Source organism: Bartonella harrusi (assembly GCF_024297065.1).
Classification (GTDB): Bacteria; Pseudomonadota; Alphaproteobacteria; order Rhizobiales; family Rhizobiaceae; genus Bartonella; species Bartonella harrusi.
Genome location: NZ_CP101114.1, coordinates 895,197 through 915,135, shown reverse-complemented (window position 1 = coordinate 915,135; position 19,939 = coordinate 895,197). Strand labels below are relative to the sequence as shown.

The window sequence follows — 19,939 nt, the reverse complement described above, 5'->3', positions numbered from 1 at the left end:
CATTTCTCACATCGAACACAACTCTTAGCCTTGAAACTTTTAAATATCATAGCGCACATTTCTCACTTATATCTCTACAAAGTAGAAAACTCAGAAACAAAAAAAGGAGTTTTATTCCCCAAAGCGCCGCATCACTAAAGATGCATTCGTACCACCAAATCCAAAAGAATTGGAAAGAATCGTATTAATTTTTCGCTCGCGCGGTTTATGTGGAACAAGGTCAATCTTCGTTTCCATGGATGGATTATCAAGATTAAGTGTTGCTGGAGCTATATTATCTCGTATAGCTAAAACACAAAAAATGGCCTCAGCGGCACCAGCCGCACCAAGTAAATGCCCCACAGATGACTTTGTTGATGACATGGATACTTGTGATGCATAATGCCCTAAAACACGCTCAACAGCTGCTAACTCTATGGTATCAGCCATTGTTGAAGTCCCATGGGCATTAATATAATCAAGTTCGCTTACATTTACCTGTGCACGCTTAAGAGCAGCCATCATACTACGCTGCGCACCTTCACCACTCTCTGAAGGTGCAGTAATGTGATAAGCATCACCAGATAAACCGTAACCAATGATCTCAGCGTAAATACGCGCACCGCGTTTTTTTGCGTGCTCAAGTTCTTCTAAAACGATAATTCCGGCTCCCTCACCCATCACAAAACCATCACGATCAGTATCATAAGGGCGTGATGCTCGCTCAGGATCATCATTACGACAAGTAGAAAGCGCTCTGCAAGCTGAAAAACCAGCAAGAGATATTCGATTGATCGGAGATTCAGTACCACCTGCTACCATGACATCTGCATCACCCAAAGCAATCAAACGCGCGGCATCACCAATTGCATGTGCACCTGTCGAACAAGCCGTTACAACCGAATGATTGGGACCGCGCAAACCATATTTAATAGACACATAACCAGAAGCAAGATTAATCAAACGTCCTGGAATGAAAAAAGGAGAAACACGTCGTGGACCTTTATCACGAAGCGTATAACCAGCCTCAACGATACCTTCAATGCCGCCAATACCCGAACCAATTAATACACCTGTACAAACTTGATCTTCATCACTGTTGGGGAACCACTCAGCATCTGAAAGTGCTTGATCAGCAGCAGCTATTGCATAAACAATAAATGCATCAACTTTACGCTGCTCATTGGACGCCATATGTAAATCGGCATTATACGTACCATCTGTTCCATCACCCAAAGGGATACGGGCAGCAATCTGACATGCCAAATCGGATACATCAAATTCAGTAATGCGCCGAACACCACTCTTCCCTTCAAGAAGTCGTTTCCAACTATATTCGACATCACCAGCTAATGGGGATACCAATCCTAAACCAGTAACAACAACACGTCTCATAACCTACAACCTTGAATTGAGACTTACCTCTCAAAGTTTACTTTTCAAAATAGTTCCAAAAAACAGAGGCAAAAGCGTAAAATGCTTTTGCCTTTCAATCATTATGTAGAAGCCTTATCGATAAACTTCACTGCATCACCCACTGTGAAAATCGTTTCAGCGGCCTCATCTGGTATTTCTATACCAAATTCTTCCTCAAAAGCCATCACAAGCTCAACTGTATCAAGACTATCTGCGCCTAGATCATCGATAAAGCTTGCATTCTCTACCACCTTATCTGCATTAACCCCAAGATGCTCCACAATAATTTTCTTAACGCGCTCTACTGTATCACTCATATTGAAATCCTCAAATTTATATTTTTTCTATAATTTGGTTAGCTATATCGGCTCATCTAATCAAGCAATAGATGCATTACCTCTAAAGATTTTAGCAATGATTTAAAACTTCCTGTGGATATCCCCTAAAATAATGAATCAATCTGAAATTCCAACACAAATTGATTAATCTACTATATTAAGAGGATTAAGGAAACACACCTATTTTTATACTCCACTTATACTACTAAAATAATACAATTTATAAATCAATGTGAAAAAAAACACTTAAATCATTGCCATCCCACCGTTAATGTGTAGCGTTTGACCTGTTACGTATGCCGCCGCATCACTCGCTAAATAAACAGCACCAAAAGCTATTTCTTCTCCACTCCCCATACGCTTCATTGGAATCGCAGCCATAATCGTTTCTTTTTGCTTGTCATTGAGTTTATCAGTCATTGCGGACTTAATAAATCCTGGAGCAATACAATTCACCGTGACGTTCCGTGAAGCAATTTCCTGCGCTAATGCTTTAGAAAAGCCTATCAAACCAGCTTTTGCAGCACAATAATTGGTTTGCCCGGGATTTCCTACAACACCAACAATAGATGTGATGTTAATAACCCTTCCATAACGTCGCCGCATCATAGAATGTATCAATTCACGTGTTAAAATAGAAGCAGCAGTTAAATTAACCGCTAAAACATTATCCCAGTCTTGATCCTGCATACGTACAAAAAGACCATCTCGTGTGATTCCAGCATTGTTAACAAGGATATCAACACCACCCATTTCTTTTTCTGCTGTTTCAGCTAATTGCTTAATCGATTCACGGTCAGAAAGATTAGCAGGAAACACAAAAGCGTCTTTTCCCAGATCTGTAGCCACTTCTTTAAGCTTATCTTCACGTGTTCCATGGAGCCCAACAATTGCTCCTTGCGTATGAAAACAACGCGCTATTGCCTCACCAATCCCTCCCGATGCTCCTGTTATAAGAGCCTTACGGCCTGTTAATTTAAACATTTTTTAGACTCCTTCATAGATTAAACGCTAAGTATTTGTAGTGCTGTTTCTATTTCTCCCGCTGTTCCAATTGTTAATCCCTTTATGTCCTTGTTAATACGACGTGTTAAACCCGTTAATACTTTTCCAGAACCAACTTCAAAAAGCGTATCAACCCCATGAGCACTCATCCATTCTATTGTTTCGCGCCACCGCACTCTCCCTGTCACTTGTTGAACAAGAAGTGAAACAATACGCTCTGGATCACTCTCTGGTGCAACAGAAACATTGGAAATTAGAGGAACAAGAGGAAAGCTTTTATTAACAGTCAAAAGTGCTTTCTTCATGGCATCAGCAGCAGGTTGCATTAAGGATGAATGAAAAGGCGCAGAAACAGGAAGAAGAAGCGCACGTTTAGCACCTTTTTGTGACGCAACTTCTACTGCTTTTTCAACAGCTGTTGCTTCACCTGAAATAACAATTTGCCCCCCACCATTATCATTAGCAATCTGGCATATTCCTTCTCCAGAAACAGCCTCACAAATTTCTTCTACATCTTGCTCATCCAAACCAATAAGGGCTGCCATAGAGCCTTTACCAACAGCAACAGCAGTCTGCATAGCATTGCCACGAATGCGCAAAAGCCTTGCTGTATCAGTAAGACTAAATGTACCGGCAGCACAAAGAGCCGAATACTCTCCCAAAGAATGACCTGCAACAAACTTTATTTTTGATTCTATAGCAAGCCCCAATTGTTCCATCACACGAATAATAGCTATCGATACAGCCATTAATGCTGGTTGAGTATTTGCTGTTAGCATTAAAACATCTGCAGGTCCTTGAAAAATGATATCTGATAACTTCTCACCTAAGGCATCATCAACTTCTTCAAAAACCATCCGAGCTGCAACAAATTGTTCTGCAAGCGTTTTGCCCATACCAACAAGCTGACTCCCCTGCCCTGGAAAAATAAAAGCTGCAACCATTATTCGACTCCTAAATTATGCAATTAAATTCTTTTCTTTTGATCTCATTCATCAATACAAATCAAGTTATACAGAGATAATTGTTTTTTATCTGTAGATATGTTGCGCAGTATCATATTCCTCTTGAATAAGCACGCCCCACAAAAAAACACCCGATATAGATACCAGTTAGTGGTTTTTCTCCTTTTATAGCATTAAATAAAAGCGTTTAGCACCCATTCCTCTTACCAATTGATCAACAGATTCATGTGGTGATTTTGCACGTAATATGCACCCATTTTCTTCTCTTCATTACCCTAATATTTTAGGGTATCCTCTCTTTTTTATTTTTTTACAAAACTGCCTTTTATCTAAAAAGGAACCTCATCATTCATAACGTCATGCGACAGATTCAGAGATCGCTGGTAGATTCTGTCATGCTGGTAGCTTCTGTCATAATGCGATGATGATTGCTCTTGATCATCATTACTTTGCCATCTAGAAGCTTCAAATCGCCTTTGTCTTTAGGTAAAATGATAGCTTCCGCGTAACGATTATGAATCATTTTATAAAAAATACAATAAAGTTAATAGTTTATATATTTTTATTTTGTTGAATTTTCATGAGATAACGCGTTGATTTATAAAGATAATTTATTGTTTTGCATGTTGAATGAGAGGCTCGAATATTCTAAGATTCTCTCATTTCAAACCTGCTTATCTTGAATCAATCAAAACCATTCCTTTGCACGTCACAAGTGGGGTTGGTGTGTGGGGTGAAAACCGTTTAGAAAGGAACAAAAATGCCTCTTATGAATCGTCTCAATACCAAGAGCTGTCGCAACATTGGGGGCCGGTAAATAGTATGATGGTGCCGGCTTGCACCTTCATAAGCGTAAAGATGGGGGTGCTCAATGGCTTTATCGCTATACCATCCACGGGCGGCGTCGTGAAATGGGCTTGGGGGCTTTAAGAGATGTCTCTTTAAAACAAGCCCGTGAATTGGCAACTGGGTGGCGTTCTGTTTTACGTGAGGGTCGTGACCCCATTAAAGAACGTGACAAACAAAAACGTGAGGCAATGCGTAATCTCCATTATTTAAAAGATATTGCTCTAGACACTTTCGAAACGCGTAAAGCTGAACTCAAAAATGATGCTAAAGATGGGCGTTGGTTTTCACCTTTACAACTTCATATTCTCCCCCAATTAGGCTGCCTCCCCGTTTCAGAAATTACACAAAATGATATACGCAAAGTTCTCGCTCCCATCTGGCATACAAAAGCTGCAACAGCTTATAGAGCACTAAACCGCCTTAATATTTGTTTCAAACATGCTGCTGCATTGGGTTTGGATGTTGATTTACAAGCAACAGAAAAAGCAAAAGCTCTTTTAGGCAAACAACGCCATAAAACGCAAAACGTACCGGCTATGGATTGGAAAGAGATACCGGCTTTTTATAAAATGCTCTGTCAAAAAGCAATCATGACACAACTGGCTTTGCGTCTGCTTATTCTGACAGGGGTTCGTACATATCCTTTGCGTCATATCCATAAAGATCAAGTTGATGAAGATATATGGACCATCCCTGCTAAAAATATGAAAGGAAGGCGTGATGCTACAACAGAGTTTCGCATGCCTTTATCAAATGAAGCATTGGAAATTTTAAAACAAGCACACTTGCTTTTTCGCAATGATTTCTTTTTCTCTGCAACTGGTCGTGGTCCCCTTGGTGAAACTTGTATGTCACAATATATGAAAAAAACTGAACTTGATGCCTGTCCGCATGGTTTTCGTTCTAGTCTACGAGATTGGCTCGCAGAAACAACTGATGCTCCTTTTGAGGTCGCAGAAACCATTCTAGGTCATACGGTTGGGGGTAAAGTAGAGCGTGCCTACCGTCGTACTGACTATTTAGAGCAGCGCCGTGTTTATATGGATAAATGGGCGGCTTATGTCACGAGCAAATCTTAAAAGATGGAGTCTTGTACCCCATTTTTATTTCATTATCTGTGGATAACTTTCTCTCTTCGTTCTCTCATTCCGTTTCAATAAGACTCATAAATTATCAAATGAGAAAATACATCATAAAGTGCTGTTTTTTATGAATAAACTTACTTTCCAATTTAAGAAAATATGGTTAACAAACGCTTATGACTTGTTACTCTTTTTTAGATTGAAAGGATCAGTTATGACTGAAAATGATGTTCTTCTTACAGACCGTGAAAGTGCAAAATTATTGCATAGCGTTTCAACATTCCGTCGGCATGTAACCAATGGATCTTTACCAAAATCCTTAAAATTTGGTTCTTTATCGCGCTGGTTACAATCCGATCTGCTGAATGTGATTGAAAAAGCCAAAACGCAACGTCAACATCTCAGTGATGTGGCATAAAAAACTTGTCACGTAAGGACGGACAAGACTTTCTCAAATTATCGCAAATTTAAGGGTGCAAAATCTGTCCTGTGATGCAATATCATAGATGAGAATATGAACTTATACTCAAAAGAACTCCCTACAATCACATTGCTTGATAGATAGTGTAGGAAATTAGCAGTTGAAACAACAATCCCGCTCTTTAAAGCGAAAGCAAAAAGAGCAGGATTGTTCATTATCATCAGTAAGACTTAGGGTTGGCATTCAGGTGCGTTTTATACCTGTTACAAAAAGGGCTATTTAAGCGTTTTTTGACACTGCGCTGCGGAATAACAGCACCACGCTGACAAATAGGGAGGTTTTCCTCTCTAAAAGTATAACACCAGTCACCGCTCCCTTTATAATGGAAACCTGCTTGGATCATGCAAGCATCAATCGTTGCACTATCATTATCGCTTAGCTTTTGAACTTCATCCTCAAGATAATTAAGGTGCGGCATACCACATTCTAGCAATGCTTTTCCTACCTCAGTAGAATCTGCTCCTAGCTTCTCCCACACAGCTGTCTCTCCTCGAGGAGACTTGTCAATATTTTCAATGTCACATCCAGAGATAATTAATAGAATGATCCCACTTAATAATATTTTAAGGTTTGTTTCATTTTTTCCTCCCTGTTCTTCGTCGAATGAACTTTTTGTTCAAATCATAAACCCGCAAATCCTGATGCAAATGATCCGGATCAAAGCGCACAATCACCTTCTGCCCCGCATATTCATTCAACGCATGCGCCCAGTAACGATTGCCATAAAATGGATCTCACCCGTACCCTTTTGCGCCCGAAGCGCTTGTGAAGTCAAAAGCCACAAAGCCCGTTGCGCCGCTGTTGCTTGCCGAACAACCGTCCCATCGGCTTTTAAACTCTCAGCAAAGGTCACATCAAAACTGCGTCCCGCACAATTAACCGCCTTGCGCCCCGTTTGCTCATTATGCGCCATAATCTGCGCGCCAGCATGGGCTTTAAATTCTTCCAACGAAATCGCACGCTTACCATAATCCTCAGGCTTAGCATCCGGCTTATTGCCCGTATAAGCCCCCGCACAAAAAGGATGTTTCGAAATCCCCTCCGCCAAATCACGCCATGCCCGTTCAATCGGTTTCGATTGCCCACTATAAAGCGTCGTCCATTGCAATTGCACACCCAAACTCGTCAAAAGTCCTTGCGGATCATCCGGCTTAATCTTAAAGCAAAAACGGTTTTGCACACCCCCAGAAATCCATTTGCTGGTAAAGGCACGCCCATTATCCAAAGTCATGCGCTCCGGTATCCCATAGGCTTCAACCATATCCCCTATCACCAAACGAACGATTTCCCAGCTTTCAACATCCGATAGGCGCCACGATAAAATCTTCCCAGAATAAAGATCTTGAATAGCTATCAAATAAAGGCGCACAGGTCTTTGAGCCCAAGGAACAGTCACAAAAACATCCAACTTATGCCCATCCATATTCACCGCTTGCAAAGCATGCAGGCTCGAGCGATCACGCCGTTGTGCTGGATAAAGCTTTTTTGCCTTTTCTTCTCCCTCACGTGCCAACACCACAGCCGCCTTGGAAATTTCTTTAAAAAACAAATCCATCGCACGACACACCCATCTTCGATAAGCCCTAGCAAAAACGGGCTCCTCTAAACGACGATTAATCGTACGCAAAGAGCGAGCAACAGCAGTGCGTTCACGCTCTTGCATAGCAACAAGACGCCGCCGCGGTATCTCAAACTGATAATGCAAAATATGAATCACAATCTGCCGTGCTAATGCCGCATCAAACAAACCATGCGGCGGATCAATAATATACCGGATTGGAAGATGCCTAAAGCCTCCATTTACCGCTTTAAAACAACAAGCAAGCATTGCTTCTATCCGTTCAACTTCTGAATAAGGATTGACGATTTTTCTTTTGGCCTCTGGGGTCCATAAATTACAAGCTGCAACCATAACACCCCCCTCTAAAGAGAAACTGCTTATCACCTAAGCGCCAAAACAAACCTATCCAAACCGCCGTTTGGCTATGCAACTCTCTGCAATTTATCTTGCCCATTTCGTATTGATGTTTAGACATTGATAACTCTTTTTATCTTATGATATTTAAATTCATGGGAAATGCGTAAAACACACGCACAACCTTGCAACAAAGTTCAAGCGGCATTACCGCGCAATGTGGAATGTGCACTCAAATCCGTATTGGCATGTTTTGCTGCTTTAAAAATGCGACGGTTCGTTTTAGGGTAGCGGTCGCTAAAAACCTGCTCGACGGGCAAGCCGATAAAATCGGCAATAGCACGTTCGGCTTTTTCATTGGGCCGTGTCCAAATGTTTTTGACACTGGATGACGGGATTTGATAAACTTTCGTGAGTTCCGCCAAGGTCATGTTACGGCGGCGTAGCTCAGCTAAAATACTATGGCGATCCCATGTGTGTGTGAGAGTCATAACTTTCGCTCCTGCTTGAAACGGATGTCGCAACCATCCGTCTTTTGTGGGGTTCTTTGTGTAATAACTGCCCTTCATAACGGGCTGTAATAGTATAGTTAACTCATTTTATATGTTTTATAAACATAAAAAATAAATTTATGGGGTATTTTTTTGGCACGTCCCGATTCAGAACCCAAAACGCCGCTGGCAAAACGGTTGCGTGAAATAAGAAAAATGCTTGGAAATGAAGAACGCGGTACTTTTGCAAAATCTCTTGATCTAGCGAAAGGTACACTCGCAAATTATGAGCTCGGCGTAAGTGAACCACCCTCCTCTATCATAATTGCCTATCACACAATTTATGGCATAGACTTTCATTGGCTTCTCACTGGTGAAGGTGAGATGTTTAGTGACATGGCAAAGGCAAAAGCAGCGGGTTTTAAACCACAGACTATCCCTCCTGGACTCATGAAAAAGCTCGGTCGCATAGCTTATACAACCTATCGCGACGCAAAAATAAAACTCCCCCCTGAAGATATAGCGGAATTAGCGGCAGAGCTTTGTATAAAGTTGCAAGAGCTTGTTCAAAACATCAATGACCCAGAAGAAGTCGAAGCGACTTTTTCTCTTCTAAAGTTGCATTTAAAGCGACAAATTGAAGCTGAAAAAGCACATCTAACAACCACACAAATACGGTCTAATGTCCCTCTAAAAGGAAAAATGTAGGCGCGTTTCTTCTTACATTAACAAAATAAATTAAATTATTGTTTTTAAAAGATTATATGCGATAAAAATAGAAATGCACCATATGACGCGTTTCTATTTTGCTTTTTTGGTCATTTTGGGCTGATTTTGAAGGTAATTACATTTTTTTCAAAGAGTCTTCAAAACCGGTTCAATCAGTAGATCATCAGCCACATTTTCTTCAGTACGAAAATTGATAATATCATTATATTTATCAACTAATTCTACAACATCATCTAAAGTATAGATTTTCATCAATTACTCTCCATTAATTATTTCCATAAGTTTCTTTTATCTCTTTTCAATTAACCGCAGCTTATCTCTGCTCCTTCACCTGTCCCCATTTTCCAAAATCTATCCCTATGATACCCCATCTCATATCAATTAATCCTCCTAAGTTACTGTTTTTTTGTTCTCCATACCCATTACCACGTTTATCCCAATATTCCTCTCTCTGCTTCTTAAACTTTTCTCTATCGATCAGTGATTGATGTGTTTTGGGATTAGCATGAATCACGGAAGTATATTTCTTATGAAATTCATGGCTAATTTCTGCTAGGGGACCATCATGCTTTTGATTCAGGTGATGCAACTCAACAGGTTTATCATCAAAACCAATAGGTGCTCTTCCTGCATTCATTCTCTCAACATTGTTGCCCCACATTTCTTTCTTGTTTTCCATCCAGTAAGAAACTCTGTTAGGATCATAGAGGTCATCTCTTCGGTAAACTTTGTATGTCTGACCAGTTTTGCTATCGGTAAATTGAATGGGTTTTTCTTTTAACCAAAGTTTTTTGTCTTTAGCAGCAAGTTTGGTTAGGCCTTTCTTCGCAGCATATTTGGCAGGATCTGCCTGAGCAGCAAGTTTGGCAAGGTTTTTCTTAGAAGCAAATTGGGCAAAATCTTTCCGAGCTATGAACTTGATCAGAGCCTTTTCGCCAAGCTTCACGCCTCCTTTGACCAACCCAGCACCTCCCGCCACTAGAGATGCTGCTTCAGTCAATAGTTTCCCAAGTTCAACTCCAGCATGAAACGATCCGCTAATTCCCGCTCTTTGATATTCCTCCTCTAAATAATTAATACGCTCTAGATAAGACTGCTTTATTGTTTCTGTAACATTTCCACTCGTTACTAGAGATTTAAGTGCTTCCAAAGTCTCTATGGGATGGCGCACCATTTGCCAAAAACCTTGAGCCGTCTCATATAATTCAGCGGGTGCACCAGCAACCACACCTACCGAAAAAAACACATCTTGTTGGTCATCAATCTCGAGCCATTTTTCTTCAACGTCTCTTCGGCACCACTTATCTGGACACTCCTCTAACTCCTTCTTCTTCTGTGCTTGTTGAGCGCTGCTGAGGTAGTTGTTTTCCGCGGCATTTCCTGCCGCATCAGCACCGCTATTCACATCACCACCAGCAAGACCCACAGCAAAGCCTCCCGCAGCCCGTGCAACATTAATGGTGTTGTCTCTAAAGGAAGCAAATTCAGCATCAATCCTTGCCGTGATGCGGGCTTGTTCTTCAGGGGTTGGTGTGCGACCCTTCAGGTCGCCCATTTCCTCTTTTACAATGCCCTTCACCCACAGTTTAAACTGGAGCATTGCGGTGGCTTCCCCCACAGCGCCGCCCACGGCTCCAGAAGAGCAAGCACCGTTTGCACTAGCGCCCTTTAAGCAACCAAGACCAGCATGGGCAACAATCTGGGTGACCGTGTCAATCTTTCCTTCAGCCTTGGCCGTGCCAATTTCTTCTGCCAATGTCTTGCCAACCGTATCAGACAGAGCAGTGCGCAGATTGGTAAAAAAGTTCTTCTCAAGAGAGCCACCTTCAAGAACCGTTTGCACACCCGCGCCAATGGAGGCTTTGATCAGGTTCTTTTCTGCTTCATGGGCAATCCGCTCTGCAAAAGGAGCCGTTTTGGGCAAAGATTGACCAACCCCTGCCATATCTGTCAATTGGCTGGTCAAACCTGCTGTCACCATCGAAGAGACAATGCTGAGGAGTGTCTTGGAAGAGCTAAGCTCATGCAATGCGGCGGCAATATCACCACGATTATTGACAAGCGCTACAGCGCTTTTATTGATCAGAGCTTGCACACCGGCTTGCATCGCCGCATTCATGGCGGTGTTAGAACCAACACCCAAAGCACTGGTCATGGCACCAGCAGCTATGGAAGCAGCACCAGCTGTCACTGCTGTCACAACCAAGGCCACCAAAGCCGCACCAGCTTCTGTCAGACCTTGGGATTTATAATCCCAGTGTTTAAATTCAGATTTAAAAGAGTGCCAAGAAACTTATTTGGATCAATGCGATCAAGGAGAGGATAAAAGGCATACGTCTCCCTATTTCATCACGATAGAGGTCTCTGCCACGTTTTTTATCTTTGTTGCTTCTTTGGTCTGCATAAGGTTTCTCTTTGCAACCAATTGTACAAAATATACTAAGTTATAGGTTTTCAGGAATTGTCCCTCCGCCATAGTTTTTTCCAAAAACGCTTGTAAAAAGGGAGAGGTTGCGGAGGGGGTGTTTGCTCAGTCTTTTCATGCCCTGTCTCATCACCCACATAGACCTGTTCTATATCCTCTCCTGCATGCACTTTGATTCTTTTGCACAAGAATTCATAAAAATTACTGGCGTAATATTCGCACTCCTCATCCGCAAACATGACATAGAGTGGGCACTCACCATCCCGAAACTGCGTATAATCAAAGTAAAAGGTTTCACCAAAATCAGCATCACACACAACAAGTTGTTCCGGTGTCACAAAACCACGTTTTCTATCATTTAAGTTTTGAAAAACAATACTAAAATCGGAAGTGGGTGCACAATCCTCATAAAGACTATAAATGTCCTCACCACCAATGTCTCCCCCTTTATAATATTTTAAAAAAGCTTTGTAAGACGTTGTAAACTGCAAACCGAGAGCTTTTTCAGCTTTTTCAATCATGAGTTCATCAGCCTCCTTATCCTTGCTAGCAAAATTAACGATATCCCCTTCATATTTATCAACTAATTCTCTGACATCATCTAAGGTATAAGTTTTCATCGATCATTCTCCATACATTCTTCTATAAGTTTTTTTTGTCTCTTTTCAATTAACCGCAGCTTATCTCTGCTCCTTCGTTTGTCCCCATTTTCCAAAATCTATCCCTATGATACCCCATTTCATATCAATCATTCCTCCTAAATTATTGTTTTTTTGTTCTCTATACCCTTGAACGCGTTCCTTCCAATATTCCTCTCTCCACCGATCAAATTTTGTTCTATCGATAAGTGACTGATGTGTCTTGGGGTCAACATGAATCACGGAAGTATATTTTTTATGATCTGTACTACTCATTTCTGCTAGGGGACCATCATGCGTTTGCTTCAGATGATGTAACTCAACAGACTTACCATCAAAACCCTTAGGTGCGCTTCCTGTTGCCATTCTCTCAATATTGGTGCCCCATATTGTTTTCCCTTTCTCAGTCCATTTAGAAACTCTGTCAGGATCGAACAGATCGTTTCTCTGATAGACTTTGTTTGTCTGTCCCGTTTTGCTATCGGTAAATTGAGTGGGTTTTTCTTTTAACCAAAGTTTTTTGTCTTTAGCAGCAAGTTTGGTTAGGCCTTTCTTCGCAGCATATTTGGCAGGATCTGCCTGAGCAGCAAGTTTGGCAAGGTTTTTCTTAGAAGCAAATTGGGCAAAATCTTTCCGAGCTATGAACTTGATCAGAGCCTTTTCGCCAAGCTTCACGCCTCCTTTGACCAACCCAGCACCTCCCGCCACTAGAGATGCTGCTTCAGTCAATAGTTTCCCAAGTTCAACTCCAGCATGAAACGATCCGCTAATTCCCGCTCTTTGATATTCCTCCTCTAAATAATTAATACGCTCTAGATAAGACTGCTTTATTGTTTCTGTAACATTTCCACTCGTTACTAGAGATTTAAGTGCTTCCAAAGTCTCTATGGGATGGCGCACCATTTGCCAAAAACCTTGAGCCGTCTCATATAATTCAGCGGGTGCACCAGCAACCACACCTACCGAAAAAAACACATCTTGTTGGTCATCAATCTCGAGCCATTTTTCTTCAACGTCTCTTCGGCACCACTTATCTGGACACTCCTCTAACTCCTTCTTCTTCTGTGCTTGTTGAGCGCTGCTGAGGTAGTTGTTTTCCGCGGCATTTCCTGCCGCATCAGCACCGCTATTCACATCACCACCAGCAAGACCCACAGCAAAGCCTCCCGCAGCCCGTGCAACATTAATGGTGTTGTCTCTAAAGGAAGCAAATTCAGCATCAATCCTTGCCGTGATGCGGGCTTGTTCTTCAGGAGTTGGTGTGCGACCCTTCAGGTCGCCCATTTCCTCTTTTACAATGCCCTTCACCCACAGTTTAAACTGGAGCATTGCGGTAGCTTCACCCACAGCGCCGCCCACGGCTCCAGAAGAGCAAGCACCGTTTGCAATAGCGCCCTTTAAGCAACCAAGACCAGCATGGGCAACAATCTGAGTGACCGTGTCGATCTTTCCTTCAGCCTTGGCCGTGCCAATTTCTTCCGCCAATGTCTTGCCAACCGTATCAGACAGAGCAGTGCGCAGATTGGTAAAAAAGTTCTTCTCAAGAGAGCCACCTTCAAGAACCGTTTGCACACCCGCGCCAATGGAGGCTTTGATCAGGTTCTTTTCTGCTTCATGGGCAATCCGCTCTGCAAAAGGAGCCGTTTTGGGCAAAGATTGACCAACCCCTGCCATATCTGTCAATTGGCTGGTCAAACCTGCTGTCACCATCGAAGAGACAATGCTGAGGAGTGTCTTGGAAGAGCTAAGCTCATGCAATGCGGCGGCAATATCACCACGATTATTGACAAGCGCTACAGCGCTTTTATTGATCAGCGCTTGCACACCGGCTTGCATCGCCGCATTCATGGCGGTGTTAGAACCAACACCCAAAGCACTGGTCATGGCACCAGCAGCTGTGGAAGCAGCACCAGCTGTCACTGCTGTCACAACCAAGGCCACCAAAGCCGCACCGGCTTCTGTCAGACCTTGGGATTTATAATCCCAGTGTTTAAACTCAGATTTAAAAGAGTGCCAAGAAACTTGTTTGGATCAATGCGATCAAGGAGAGAATAAAAGACATGCGTCTCCCTATTTCATCACGATAGAGGTCTCTGCCACGTTTTTTATCTTTGTTGCTTCTTTGGTCTGCATAAGGTTTCTCTTTGCAACCAATTGTACAATATCATCTGAGGTCTAGGTTTTCAGGAATTGTCCCTCCGCCATAGTTTTTTCCAAAGACTCTTGTAAAAAGGGAGAGGTTGCGGAGGGGGTGTTTGCTCAGTCTTTTCATGCCCTGTCTCATCACCCACATAGACCTGTTCTATATCCTCTCCTGCATGCACTTTGATTCTTTTGCACAAGAATTCATAAAAATTACTGGCGTAATATTCGCACTCCTCATCCGCAAACCTGACATAGAGTGGGCATTCACCATCCCGAAACTGCGTGTAATCAAAATAAAAGGTTTCATCAAGATCATAACTCACAACGAGTTGTTCTGGTGTCGTAAAACCATCTCTTCTATCGATCAAATTTCGGTAAACAATATCACCTGCAGGAATACCTTCCCCACAATCACCATAAAGACTATATATTTCTTCACCACCAATTTCTCCTCCTCCATATTTTTTTAAAAAAACTTTATAAGATATTGTGAATTGTAGACCGAGAGCTTTCTCCGCTTTTTCAATCACAAGATCATCAGTTTCATTGTCTTCATCGTCTTCAGCCCCAAAATTGACAATATCGCCTTCATATTTATCAACTAATTCTCTGACATCATCTAAGGTATAGGTTTTCATGAATCCTCCCCTGCATGCTCCTTAATTCTTTTGCATAAAAATTCATAAAAATTGCTTGCATAATAAAGGGGATCTCTAGGTGGAAATTTAAGATAGAGTGGACATTCGCCATCCCGAAACTGAGTATAATCAAAGTAAAATGTCTCACCAAAATCTGTTCTACTGACAACAAGCTGTTCTGGTGTTGCAAAACCATGTTTTCTATCTTGTAAGTTGTAGTAAACAATATCATCAGCAGGAATACCCATAGGATTCTCATAAAGACTATAGATTTCTTCACCACCAATATCTCCCCCTTTATAATTTTTTAAAAAATCTTTATAAGAAATTGTAAACTGCAAACCGAGAATTTCTTCAGCCTCCTTAATCACTATATCATCAACTGCCTTATCTTCAGTAGCAAAATTGACATCATCACCATATTTATCAACTAATTGTGCAACATCAGTTAAAGTATAAATTTTCATGAATCATAACCAAGATTATCCTTAATTTTTTTACATAAAAATTCATAAAAATTACTCGCATAATATTGAGGATCTCTAGGTGGAAATTTAAGATAGAGCGGACATTCACCATCCCGAAACTGAGTATAATCAAAGTAAAATGTCTCACCAAAATCTGTTCTACTCACAACAAGCTGTTCTGGTGTTGCAAAACCATGTTTTCTATCTTGTAAGTTGTAGTAAACAATATCACCAGCAGGAATACCTACACTATTCTCATAAAGACTGAAGATTTCTTCACCACCAATGTCTCCTCCTCCATAACTTTTTAAAAAACTTTTATAAGAAGATGTAAATTGCAAACCAAGAGCGTTCTCAGCCTTTTCAATCACTATATCATCAGGTCCATGATCTGAAGTACCCAAATTGATATCATCACTGTATTTATCAACTAATTGTACAACATCATCCAAAGTATAAATCTTCATCGATTATTCTCCATAACTTATTGTTTTTCTATCTGCATCTTTTCTTCTATAGTCTTAGCGCGATCTTTCCAATATTTTTCTCTCCATTTATTAAACTGCTGTCTATCGATACCTGATCCCATGGTGTTGGGATTAATATGAATAACAGAGTGATGTTCGTTATGAAATGCATTAGTAACCTCTGCTAAGGGACCATCTGGCGTTTGTAGCATATGATGCAATTCAACAGACTTACCATCAAAACCAATAGGAGCGTTCCCTGCCTTCATCCTTTCAATATTTGTACCCCACACCGTTTCTCCTTTTACTTTCCACTCAGAAATTCTATTAGGATCGAACAGATCATCTCTCTGATAAATTTTATTTTTCTGAGTAATTTTTTCTCCCTTGTAAGTCATTTCAAACTCAACCTCAACGGGATCCGCTGACCAGAATTTTCTTTCCTGCCCCAAATATTGAGTTGCAATAACTTCATCGCTCATCTTTCCGAGTGTTTGAGAAACTTCGCTACCTGCTTTTACAACAGTTTTTTCAGCCTTAACAGCGAGTTTGTTAAGAGCCTTTTCGGTAAGCTTGCCAATAAGCTTTACACCACCCTTGGCTAACCCAGCACCTCCAGCAAACAATGCTGCGACTTCAGTCAATAATTTTCCGATTTCAAGACCAGCATTAAAAGCGCCACTTGCCCCTGCTCTTTCATATTCTGCCGTCAGATGATCAATACGCTCTACATAGGACCGCCCAATGGTCGCCAATACCTCACCACTTGTGAAGAACTCTTTGAGCGCCTTCAAAGTATCGATGGGATGGCTAGCCATCTGCGCAAAACCATCAACCGTATCGTATATTTCAGCAGGCACACCAGCAACTACACCAGCTGCAAGACTTATATTTTGCCCTCCACTAATCGCAGACCATTTCGCCCAAACTTTTGCTTTACACAAATAATCATGGCATTCTTTTAATTCTTTCTCCATCTGTGCTTGTTGAGCACTACTGAGGTAGTTGTTTTCCGCGGCATTCCCTGCCGCATCAGCACCGCTATTCACATCACCACCAGCAAGGCCCGCAGCAAAGCCTCCCGCAGCCCGTGCAACATTAATGGTGTTGTCTCTGAAGGAAGCAAATTCAGCATCAATCCTTGCCGTGATGCGGGCTTGTTCTTCAGGAGTTGGTGTGCGACCCTTCAGGTCGCCCATTTCCTCTTTTACAATGCCCTTCACCCACAGTTTAAACTGGAGCATTGCGGTAGCTTCACCCACAGCGCCGCCCACGGCTCCAGAAGAGCAAGCACCGTTTGCAATAGCGCCCTTTAAGCAACCAAGACCAGCATGGGCAACAATCTGAGTGACCGTGTCGATCTTTCCTTCAGCCTTGGCCGTGCCAATCTGCTACCTGTTTAATCAAAGCGTAGCTGAGTTGTTTGCTTCCTTTTACTTCTTTGGCTAAAATCAGTGCACGTTCAAGATGGGTTTGGTTGATGTTCTCATCAAAGCCTAGATGATCTCCTGTCAAAAAGCTTTGTTGATAAGACTGTAAGCTTTCAATATCACCCAATAAAGCAAGGGCACCAATATGAAGCAAGCCATAATGCGCATCGGTTTTTTCATTTACATTGCTTACTTCCCAAGACGCAGTACCATAGTGAGAGCGGAGTTCTTCATGAAGATCAATGGCGTTTACCGCCCATTCTAATGCATCATCAAGTGCCTGCTTTAATCGATCCGCACTCACCTCTGCTTCAAAGATTTCCAATCCCTTGGCTTCAAAATTAAGGTTTAAATCCGGTAAATCTTCAGAATGAGTAGGATCAATGACTTTGCAAGCAGCGGCAAGTATGCCGGTACTAATTAAAAAGGCGCTATCAAATTGCGGGTAATCTTTAGCAACTTCGTCGTTATAAAGAATATCAACTTCACGATCGGCCAATTGATAGCTCGCCATATAATCGTCTTCATTGATTTTCTTAACTGACCAATTCAAGCTTTTCAAAAGTGCCGTTGCACTTTCCATGGTAAGACGATCATCATTATCATCCACTTCATCCACCTCCTCATTCTCAGCAACAGATGCTGTTTTCATGTCAAGGAACGTTGTTTGTGGATCAAGGGATAAAATCGGAGCGTTTTTTGGAAAACCTTTTCGATAATCCCGTGCAAGAGTAAGCGCATTGTCGATATCATATTTTGTGATATAATCTACAAAACCTAGGCGGTTTTTTGCCCTAAAATTTTCCTTATAAAATTTAAGCTTTTCAATATCTCCAATCAGAACAAGTGCAACAAAGTGGCACAGCACAAGGTCAAGTTTACTGTCTGGTGGCAAAGCGGCATAATCATAGATGATTTGATTGACATTTTGCCGATCTGCCCACTCAAGAATATCCGCACAAATTTGTTTCAGTTTGCCTTCATCCAATTCAGCACCAGACAATGTATAAACTTCTTCTGCCTCTTTAATCGGTGTATATTGGGGTTTATCAGGAAATATATGCCGATGAACAGTAGAAAAACTAAGTGTTGAAAATGAAGCTTTGAACGCAATGATTGGTGCTTCCATTTCCATGTCAAAGCTATACATTATGTTGATGACACGGTCTTTACTGATAAAATAAGCATTGCGATTGTAATCTTTATCGCGATAAACTGTCCAACCCATCGCTTTTAGGTGCTCGGCAATTTTATTGAAAATCACTAAAGCATGTGGGCTAAAATGCGCTTCTGCTACCTCTCGCTCTTTTAGAATTTTTAGATATTTTTCAGCAAATTCAACCGCGTACTTAACAGACTTCTCTACAATATTGCTTTCCAAATATTCAGAAATAGTACCTACAGCAATAGAACTTTGATAAGATTTCAGCACATTGATTTTTCCGGTCAATGCTAAACAAGCCAAATGCCAAATTATATCTGTATTGTAGTTATATTTTTGAACAAGCGTTTTGCTTTCTATCGATCCTTGCAAGTCTTGAGCACGTGCCCATTGTATTATCCGCTCAGAGATTTTTGCCAACTCTTGTTCATTCAATGTCTTTACACAAATATCAATTCCCTTATTAAGAATACCCTTCCCCCCAATCATATTAAAAGACTCATAAATATCTGTAGGTCGTACGAGATTACGTTGTCCATGAAAATGCACATACCAGCAAGCCTTAGAAATCTCTTCGTTAGATATTTCAGATTCGAGATGGATATTGTACTGATCATGGAGATATACAAAGCCCAAATCAAACTTAATAAAACGGTCTGGCAAAGAGAGCCACATTTTTCCTAGCAACGTAGAGATCCACCCCTGCGTTTTAAGAATACAATTTGCTGTTGTAAGACTCATCAAACGTTGTTTAGGTTTTTTGCGTGCCAGAATATCATCTAACTCCCCATTTTTATGGGCTTGTGCAAAAAGAAAGAGACGCTCGTACCGCGTCATTATTTTGTAATCAGCAAATTCTGGTACATACAACTGAGGTATAGATTCAGAATCCTTTAAAGCTTCTATATCACCAAGCAAAGCCTTTGCAACAAGAGAGTGATCGGCAGCTTCTTCACGTAATTTTTGTTCAATATCTTGTTCCTGTGCCCATACTATTACTCTATTTAAAGCATCTTTGATATGACTTTCCGAAAGATCCGATTCTATAATATCAAAGTCCTCTTTTGCGGAAATTAGTGTATTTTTATATTGAGATTTTTCGCCATTATCATATTCCCAGCCAAGACAATAAGCAGCAGTGGTGAGATTAACAGACAACCGAAAACTTTCCCCATTATCCCCATAATCTACGATATCATAAAGGATGTGTATAATACGATCGGAGAGATAATAATAAGCAAATGTATCGCCCACTTCATCGCGATGTGCCTCCCAACCACATCTTTTTAAAATTTCTGTTACATCTTTGGTTCGCAT

General features: G+C 41.3%; 16 protein-coding genes and 5 pseudogenes. 3 read left to right on the top strand and 18 right to left on the bottom strand.

What is annotated here, in order from left to right; all coding sequences use genetic code 11:
• Positions 1-111 precede the first annotated feature (111 nt).
• The 4 genes from fabF to fabD all read right to left on the bottom strand — a co-directional run bounded on the left by fabF (position 112) and on the right by fabD (position 3,682).
• Positions 112-1,374, bottom strand: coding sequence for a beta-ketoacyl-ACP synthase II (fabF, locus tag NMK50_RS04270; protein ID WP_254770990.1), 1,263 nt, complete (start codon positions 1,372-1,374; stop codon positions 112-114).
• Positions 1,375-1,475: 101 nt separating this feature from the next.
• The gene (locus NMK50_RS04265) at positions 1,476-1,712 is read right to left on the bottom strand and encodes an acyl carrier protein (RefSeq protein WP_220717519.1); all 237 of its coding nucleotides are present in this window, start codon (positions 1,710-1,712) and stop codon (positions 1,476-1,478) included.
• A 267-nt stretch (positions 1,713-1,979) separates the two neighbouring features.
• Positions 1,980-2,717 (bottom strand): 3-oxoacyl-[acyl-carrier-protein] reductase, encoded by a 738-nt coding sequence (gene fabG, locus NMK50_RS04260; RefSeq protein WP_254770989.1) that lies wholly within the window; start codon positions 2,715-2,717, stop codon positions 1,980-1,982.
• Positions 2,718-2,737: 20 nt separating this feature from the next.
• A complete protein-coding gene (gene fabD / locus NMK50_RS04255; RefSeq protein WP_254770988.1) occupies positions 2,738-3,682 on the bottom strand; it encodes an ACP S-malonyltransferase in 945 nt (314 codons plus the stop codon).
• Between the two features lie 781 nt (positions 3,683-4,463).
• Here fabD and NMK50_RS04250 point away from each other — a divergent pair.
• Positions 4,464-5,631 (top strand): annotated as a pseudogene (locus tag NMK50_RS04250) (tyrosine-type recombinase/integrase).
• A gap of 217 nt (positions 5,632-5,848) precedes the next feature.
• Positions 5,849-6,052, top strand: a complete 204-nt coding sequence (locus NMK50_RS04245) for a helix-turn-helix transcriptional regulator (protein WP_254770524.1) — start codon at positions 5,849-5,851, stop codon at positions 6,050-6,052.
• 223 nt (positions 6,053-6,275) lie between these two features.
• Here the strand turns inward: NMK50_RS04245 and NMK50_RS04240 are convergent, their stop codons facing one another.
• The 5 genes and pseudogenes from NMK50_RS04240 to NMK50_RS04225 form a co-directional block, all read right to left on the bottom strand.
• Positions 6,276-6,593, bottom strand: a complete 318-nt coding sequence (locus NMK50_RS04240; protein ID WP_374112199.1) for a hypothetical protein — start codon at positions 6,591-6,593, stop codon at positions 6,276-6,278.
• A gap of 97 nt (positions 6,594-6,690) precedes the next feature.
• Positions 6,691-6,789, bottom strand: a complete 99-nt coding sequence (locus NMK50_RS10590) for a hypothetical protein (protein ID WP_374112209.1) — start codon at positions 6,787-6,789, stop codon at positions 6,691-6,693.
• 20 nt (positions 6,790-6,809) lie between these two features.
• Positions 6,810-7,538, bottom strand: coding sequence for a transposase domain-containing protein (locus NMK50_RS04235; RefSeq protein ID WP_374112208.1), 729 nt, complete (start codon positions 7,536-7,538; stop codon positions 6,810-6,812).
• A 96-nt stretch (positions 7,539-7,634) separates the two neighbouring features.
• Positions 7,635-8,027 (bottom strand): annotated as a pseudogene (locus NMK50_RS04230) (hypothetical protein); the annotation flags it as partial.
• Positions 8,028-8,227: 200 nt separating this feature from the next.
• On the bottom strand, positions 8,228-8,521 hold the full coding sequence (locus tag NMK50_RS04225; protein ID WP_254771180.1) for a helix-turn-helix domain-containing protein: 294 nt from the start codon (positions 8,519-8,521) through the stop codon (positions 8,228-8,230).
• 153 nt (positions 8,522-8,674) lie between these two features.
• Between NMK50_RS04225 and NMK50_RS04220 the strand changes: the two genes are divergently transcribed.
• Positions 8,675-9,229 (top strand): helix-turn-helix domain-containing protein, encoded by a 555-nt coding sequence (locus tag NMK50_RS04220; RefSeq protein WP_254770987.1) that lies wholly within the window; start codon positions 8,675-8,677, stop codon positions 9,227-9,229.
• 147 nt (positions 9,230-9,376) lie between these two features.
• On the opposite strand, the gene NMK50_RS04215 is transcribed toward NMK50_RS04220, so the two are convergent.
• From NMK50_RS04215 to NMK50_RS04175, 9 genes and pseudogenes are all read right to left on the bottom strand, one after another.
• On the bottom strand, positions 9,377-9,502 hold the full coding sequence (locus tag NMK50_RS04215; protein ID WP_374112198.1) for a hypothetical protein: 126 nt from the start codon (positions 9,500-9,502) through the stop codon (positions 9,377-9,379).
• Positions 9,503-9,563: 61 nt separating this feature from the next.
• Positions 9,564-11,528: pseudogene (locus tag NMK50_RS04210) on the bottom strand (DUF637 domain-containing protein); the annotation flags it as partial.
• Between the two features lie 176 nt (positions 11,529-11,704).
• Positions 11,705-12,295, bottom strand: a complete 591-nt coding sequence (locus tag NMK50_RS04205; protein WP_254770986.1) for an SMI1/KNR4 family protein — start codon at positions 12,293-12,295, stop codon at positions 11,705-11,707.
• 60 nt (positions 12,296-12,355) lie between these two features.
• Positions 12,356-14,344, bottom strand: a pseudogene (locus NMK50_RS04200) (DUF637 domain-containing protein); the annotation flags it as partial.
• A 152-nt stretch (positions 14,345-14,496) separates the two neighbouring features.
• Positions 14,497-15,096, bottom strand: a complete 600-nt coding sequence (locus NMK50_RS04195) for an SMI1/KNR4 family protein (RefSeq protein WP_254770985.1) — start codon at positions 15,094-15,096, stop codon at positions 14,497-14,499.
• On the bottom strand, positions 15,093-15,563 hold the full coding sequence (locus NMK50_RS04190; RefSeq protein ID WP_254770984.1) for an SMI1/KNR4 family protein: 471 nt from the start codon (positions 15,561-15,563) through the stop codon (positions 15,093-15,095). Before NMK50_RS04190 ends, NMK50_RS04195 begins: the two co-directional genes overlap by 4 nt.
• Positions 15,560-16,030, bottom strand: coding sequence for an SMI1/KNR4 family protein (locus NMK50_RS04185; RefSeq protein ID WP_254770983.1), 471 nt, complete (start codon positions 16,028-16,030; stop codon positions 15,560-15,562). Before NMK50_RS04185 ends, NMK50_RS04190 begins: the two co-directional genes overlap by 4 nt.
• 17 nt (positions 16,031-16,047) lie before the next feature.
• A pseudogene (locus NMK50_RS04180) lies at positions 16,048-17,421 on the bottom strand (HNH/ENDO VII family nuclease); the annotation flags it as partial.
• Positions 17,399-19,939 carry a DUF6990 domain-containing protein gene (locus NMK50_RS04175; RefSeq protein ID WP_254770981.1) on the bottom strand — a complete coding sequence of 847 codons (2,541 nt, stop codon included), beginning with the start codon at positions 19,937-19,939 and terminating at the stop codon, positions 17,399-17,401. The gene NMK50_RS04175 and the pseudogene NMK50_RS04180, both read right to left, overlap by 23 nt.

Bases quoted from the DNA above. Each gene is read 5' to 3' on its own strand.
- fabF (WP_254770990.1), bottom strand. From the start codon at position 1,374: ATGAGACGTGTTGTTGTTACTGGTTTAGGATTGGTATCCCCATTAGCT.
- NMK50_RS04265 (WP_220717519.1), bottom strand. From the start codon at position 1,712: ATGAGTGATACAGTAGAGCGCGTTAAGAAAATTATTGTGGAGCATCTT.
- fabG (WP_254770989.1), bottom strand. From the start codon at position 2,717: ATGTTTAAATTAACAGGCCGTAAGGCTCTTATAACAGGAGCATCGGGA.
- fabD (WP_254770988.1), bottom strand. From the start codon at position 3,682: ATGGTTGCAGCTTTTATTTTTCCAGGGCAGGGGAGTCAGCTTGTTGGT.
- NMK50_RS04245 (WP_254770524.1), top strand. From the start codon at position 5,849: ATGACTGAAAATGATGTTCTTCTTACAGACCGTGAAAGTGCAAAATTA.
- NMK50_RS04235 (WP_374112208.1), bottom strand. From the start codon at position 7,538: ATGGATGGGCATAAGTTGGATGTTTTTGTGACTGTTCCTTGGGCTCAA.
- NMK50_RS04225 (WP_254771180.1), bottom strand. From the start codon at position 8,521: ATGACTCTCACACACACATGGGATCGCCATAGTATTTTAGCTGAGCTA.
- NMK50_RS04215 (WP_374112198.1), bottom strand. From the start codon at position 9,502: ATGAAAATCTATACTTTAGATGATGTTGTAGAATTAGTTGATAAATAT.
- NMK50_RS04205 (WP_254770986.1), bottom strand. From the start codon at position 12,295: ATGAAAACTTATACCTTAGATGATGTCAGAGAATTAGTTGATAAATAT.
- NMK50_RS04195 (WP_254770985.1), bottom strand. From the start codon at position 15,096: ATGAAAACCTATACCTTAGATGATGTCAGAGAATTAGTTGATAAATAT.
- NMK50_RS04190 (WP_254770984.1), bottom strand. From the start codon at position 15,563: ATGAAAATTTATACTTTAACTGATGTTGCACAATTAGTTGATAAATAT.
- NMK50_RS04185 (WP_254770983.1), bottom strand. From the start codon at position 16,030: ATGAAGATTTATACTTTGGATGATGTTGTACAATTAGTTGATAAATAC.
- NMK50_RS04175 (WP_254770981.1), bottom strand. From the start codon at position 19,939: ATGCGAACCAAAGATGTAACAGAAATTTTAAAAAGATGTGGTTGGGAG.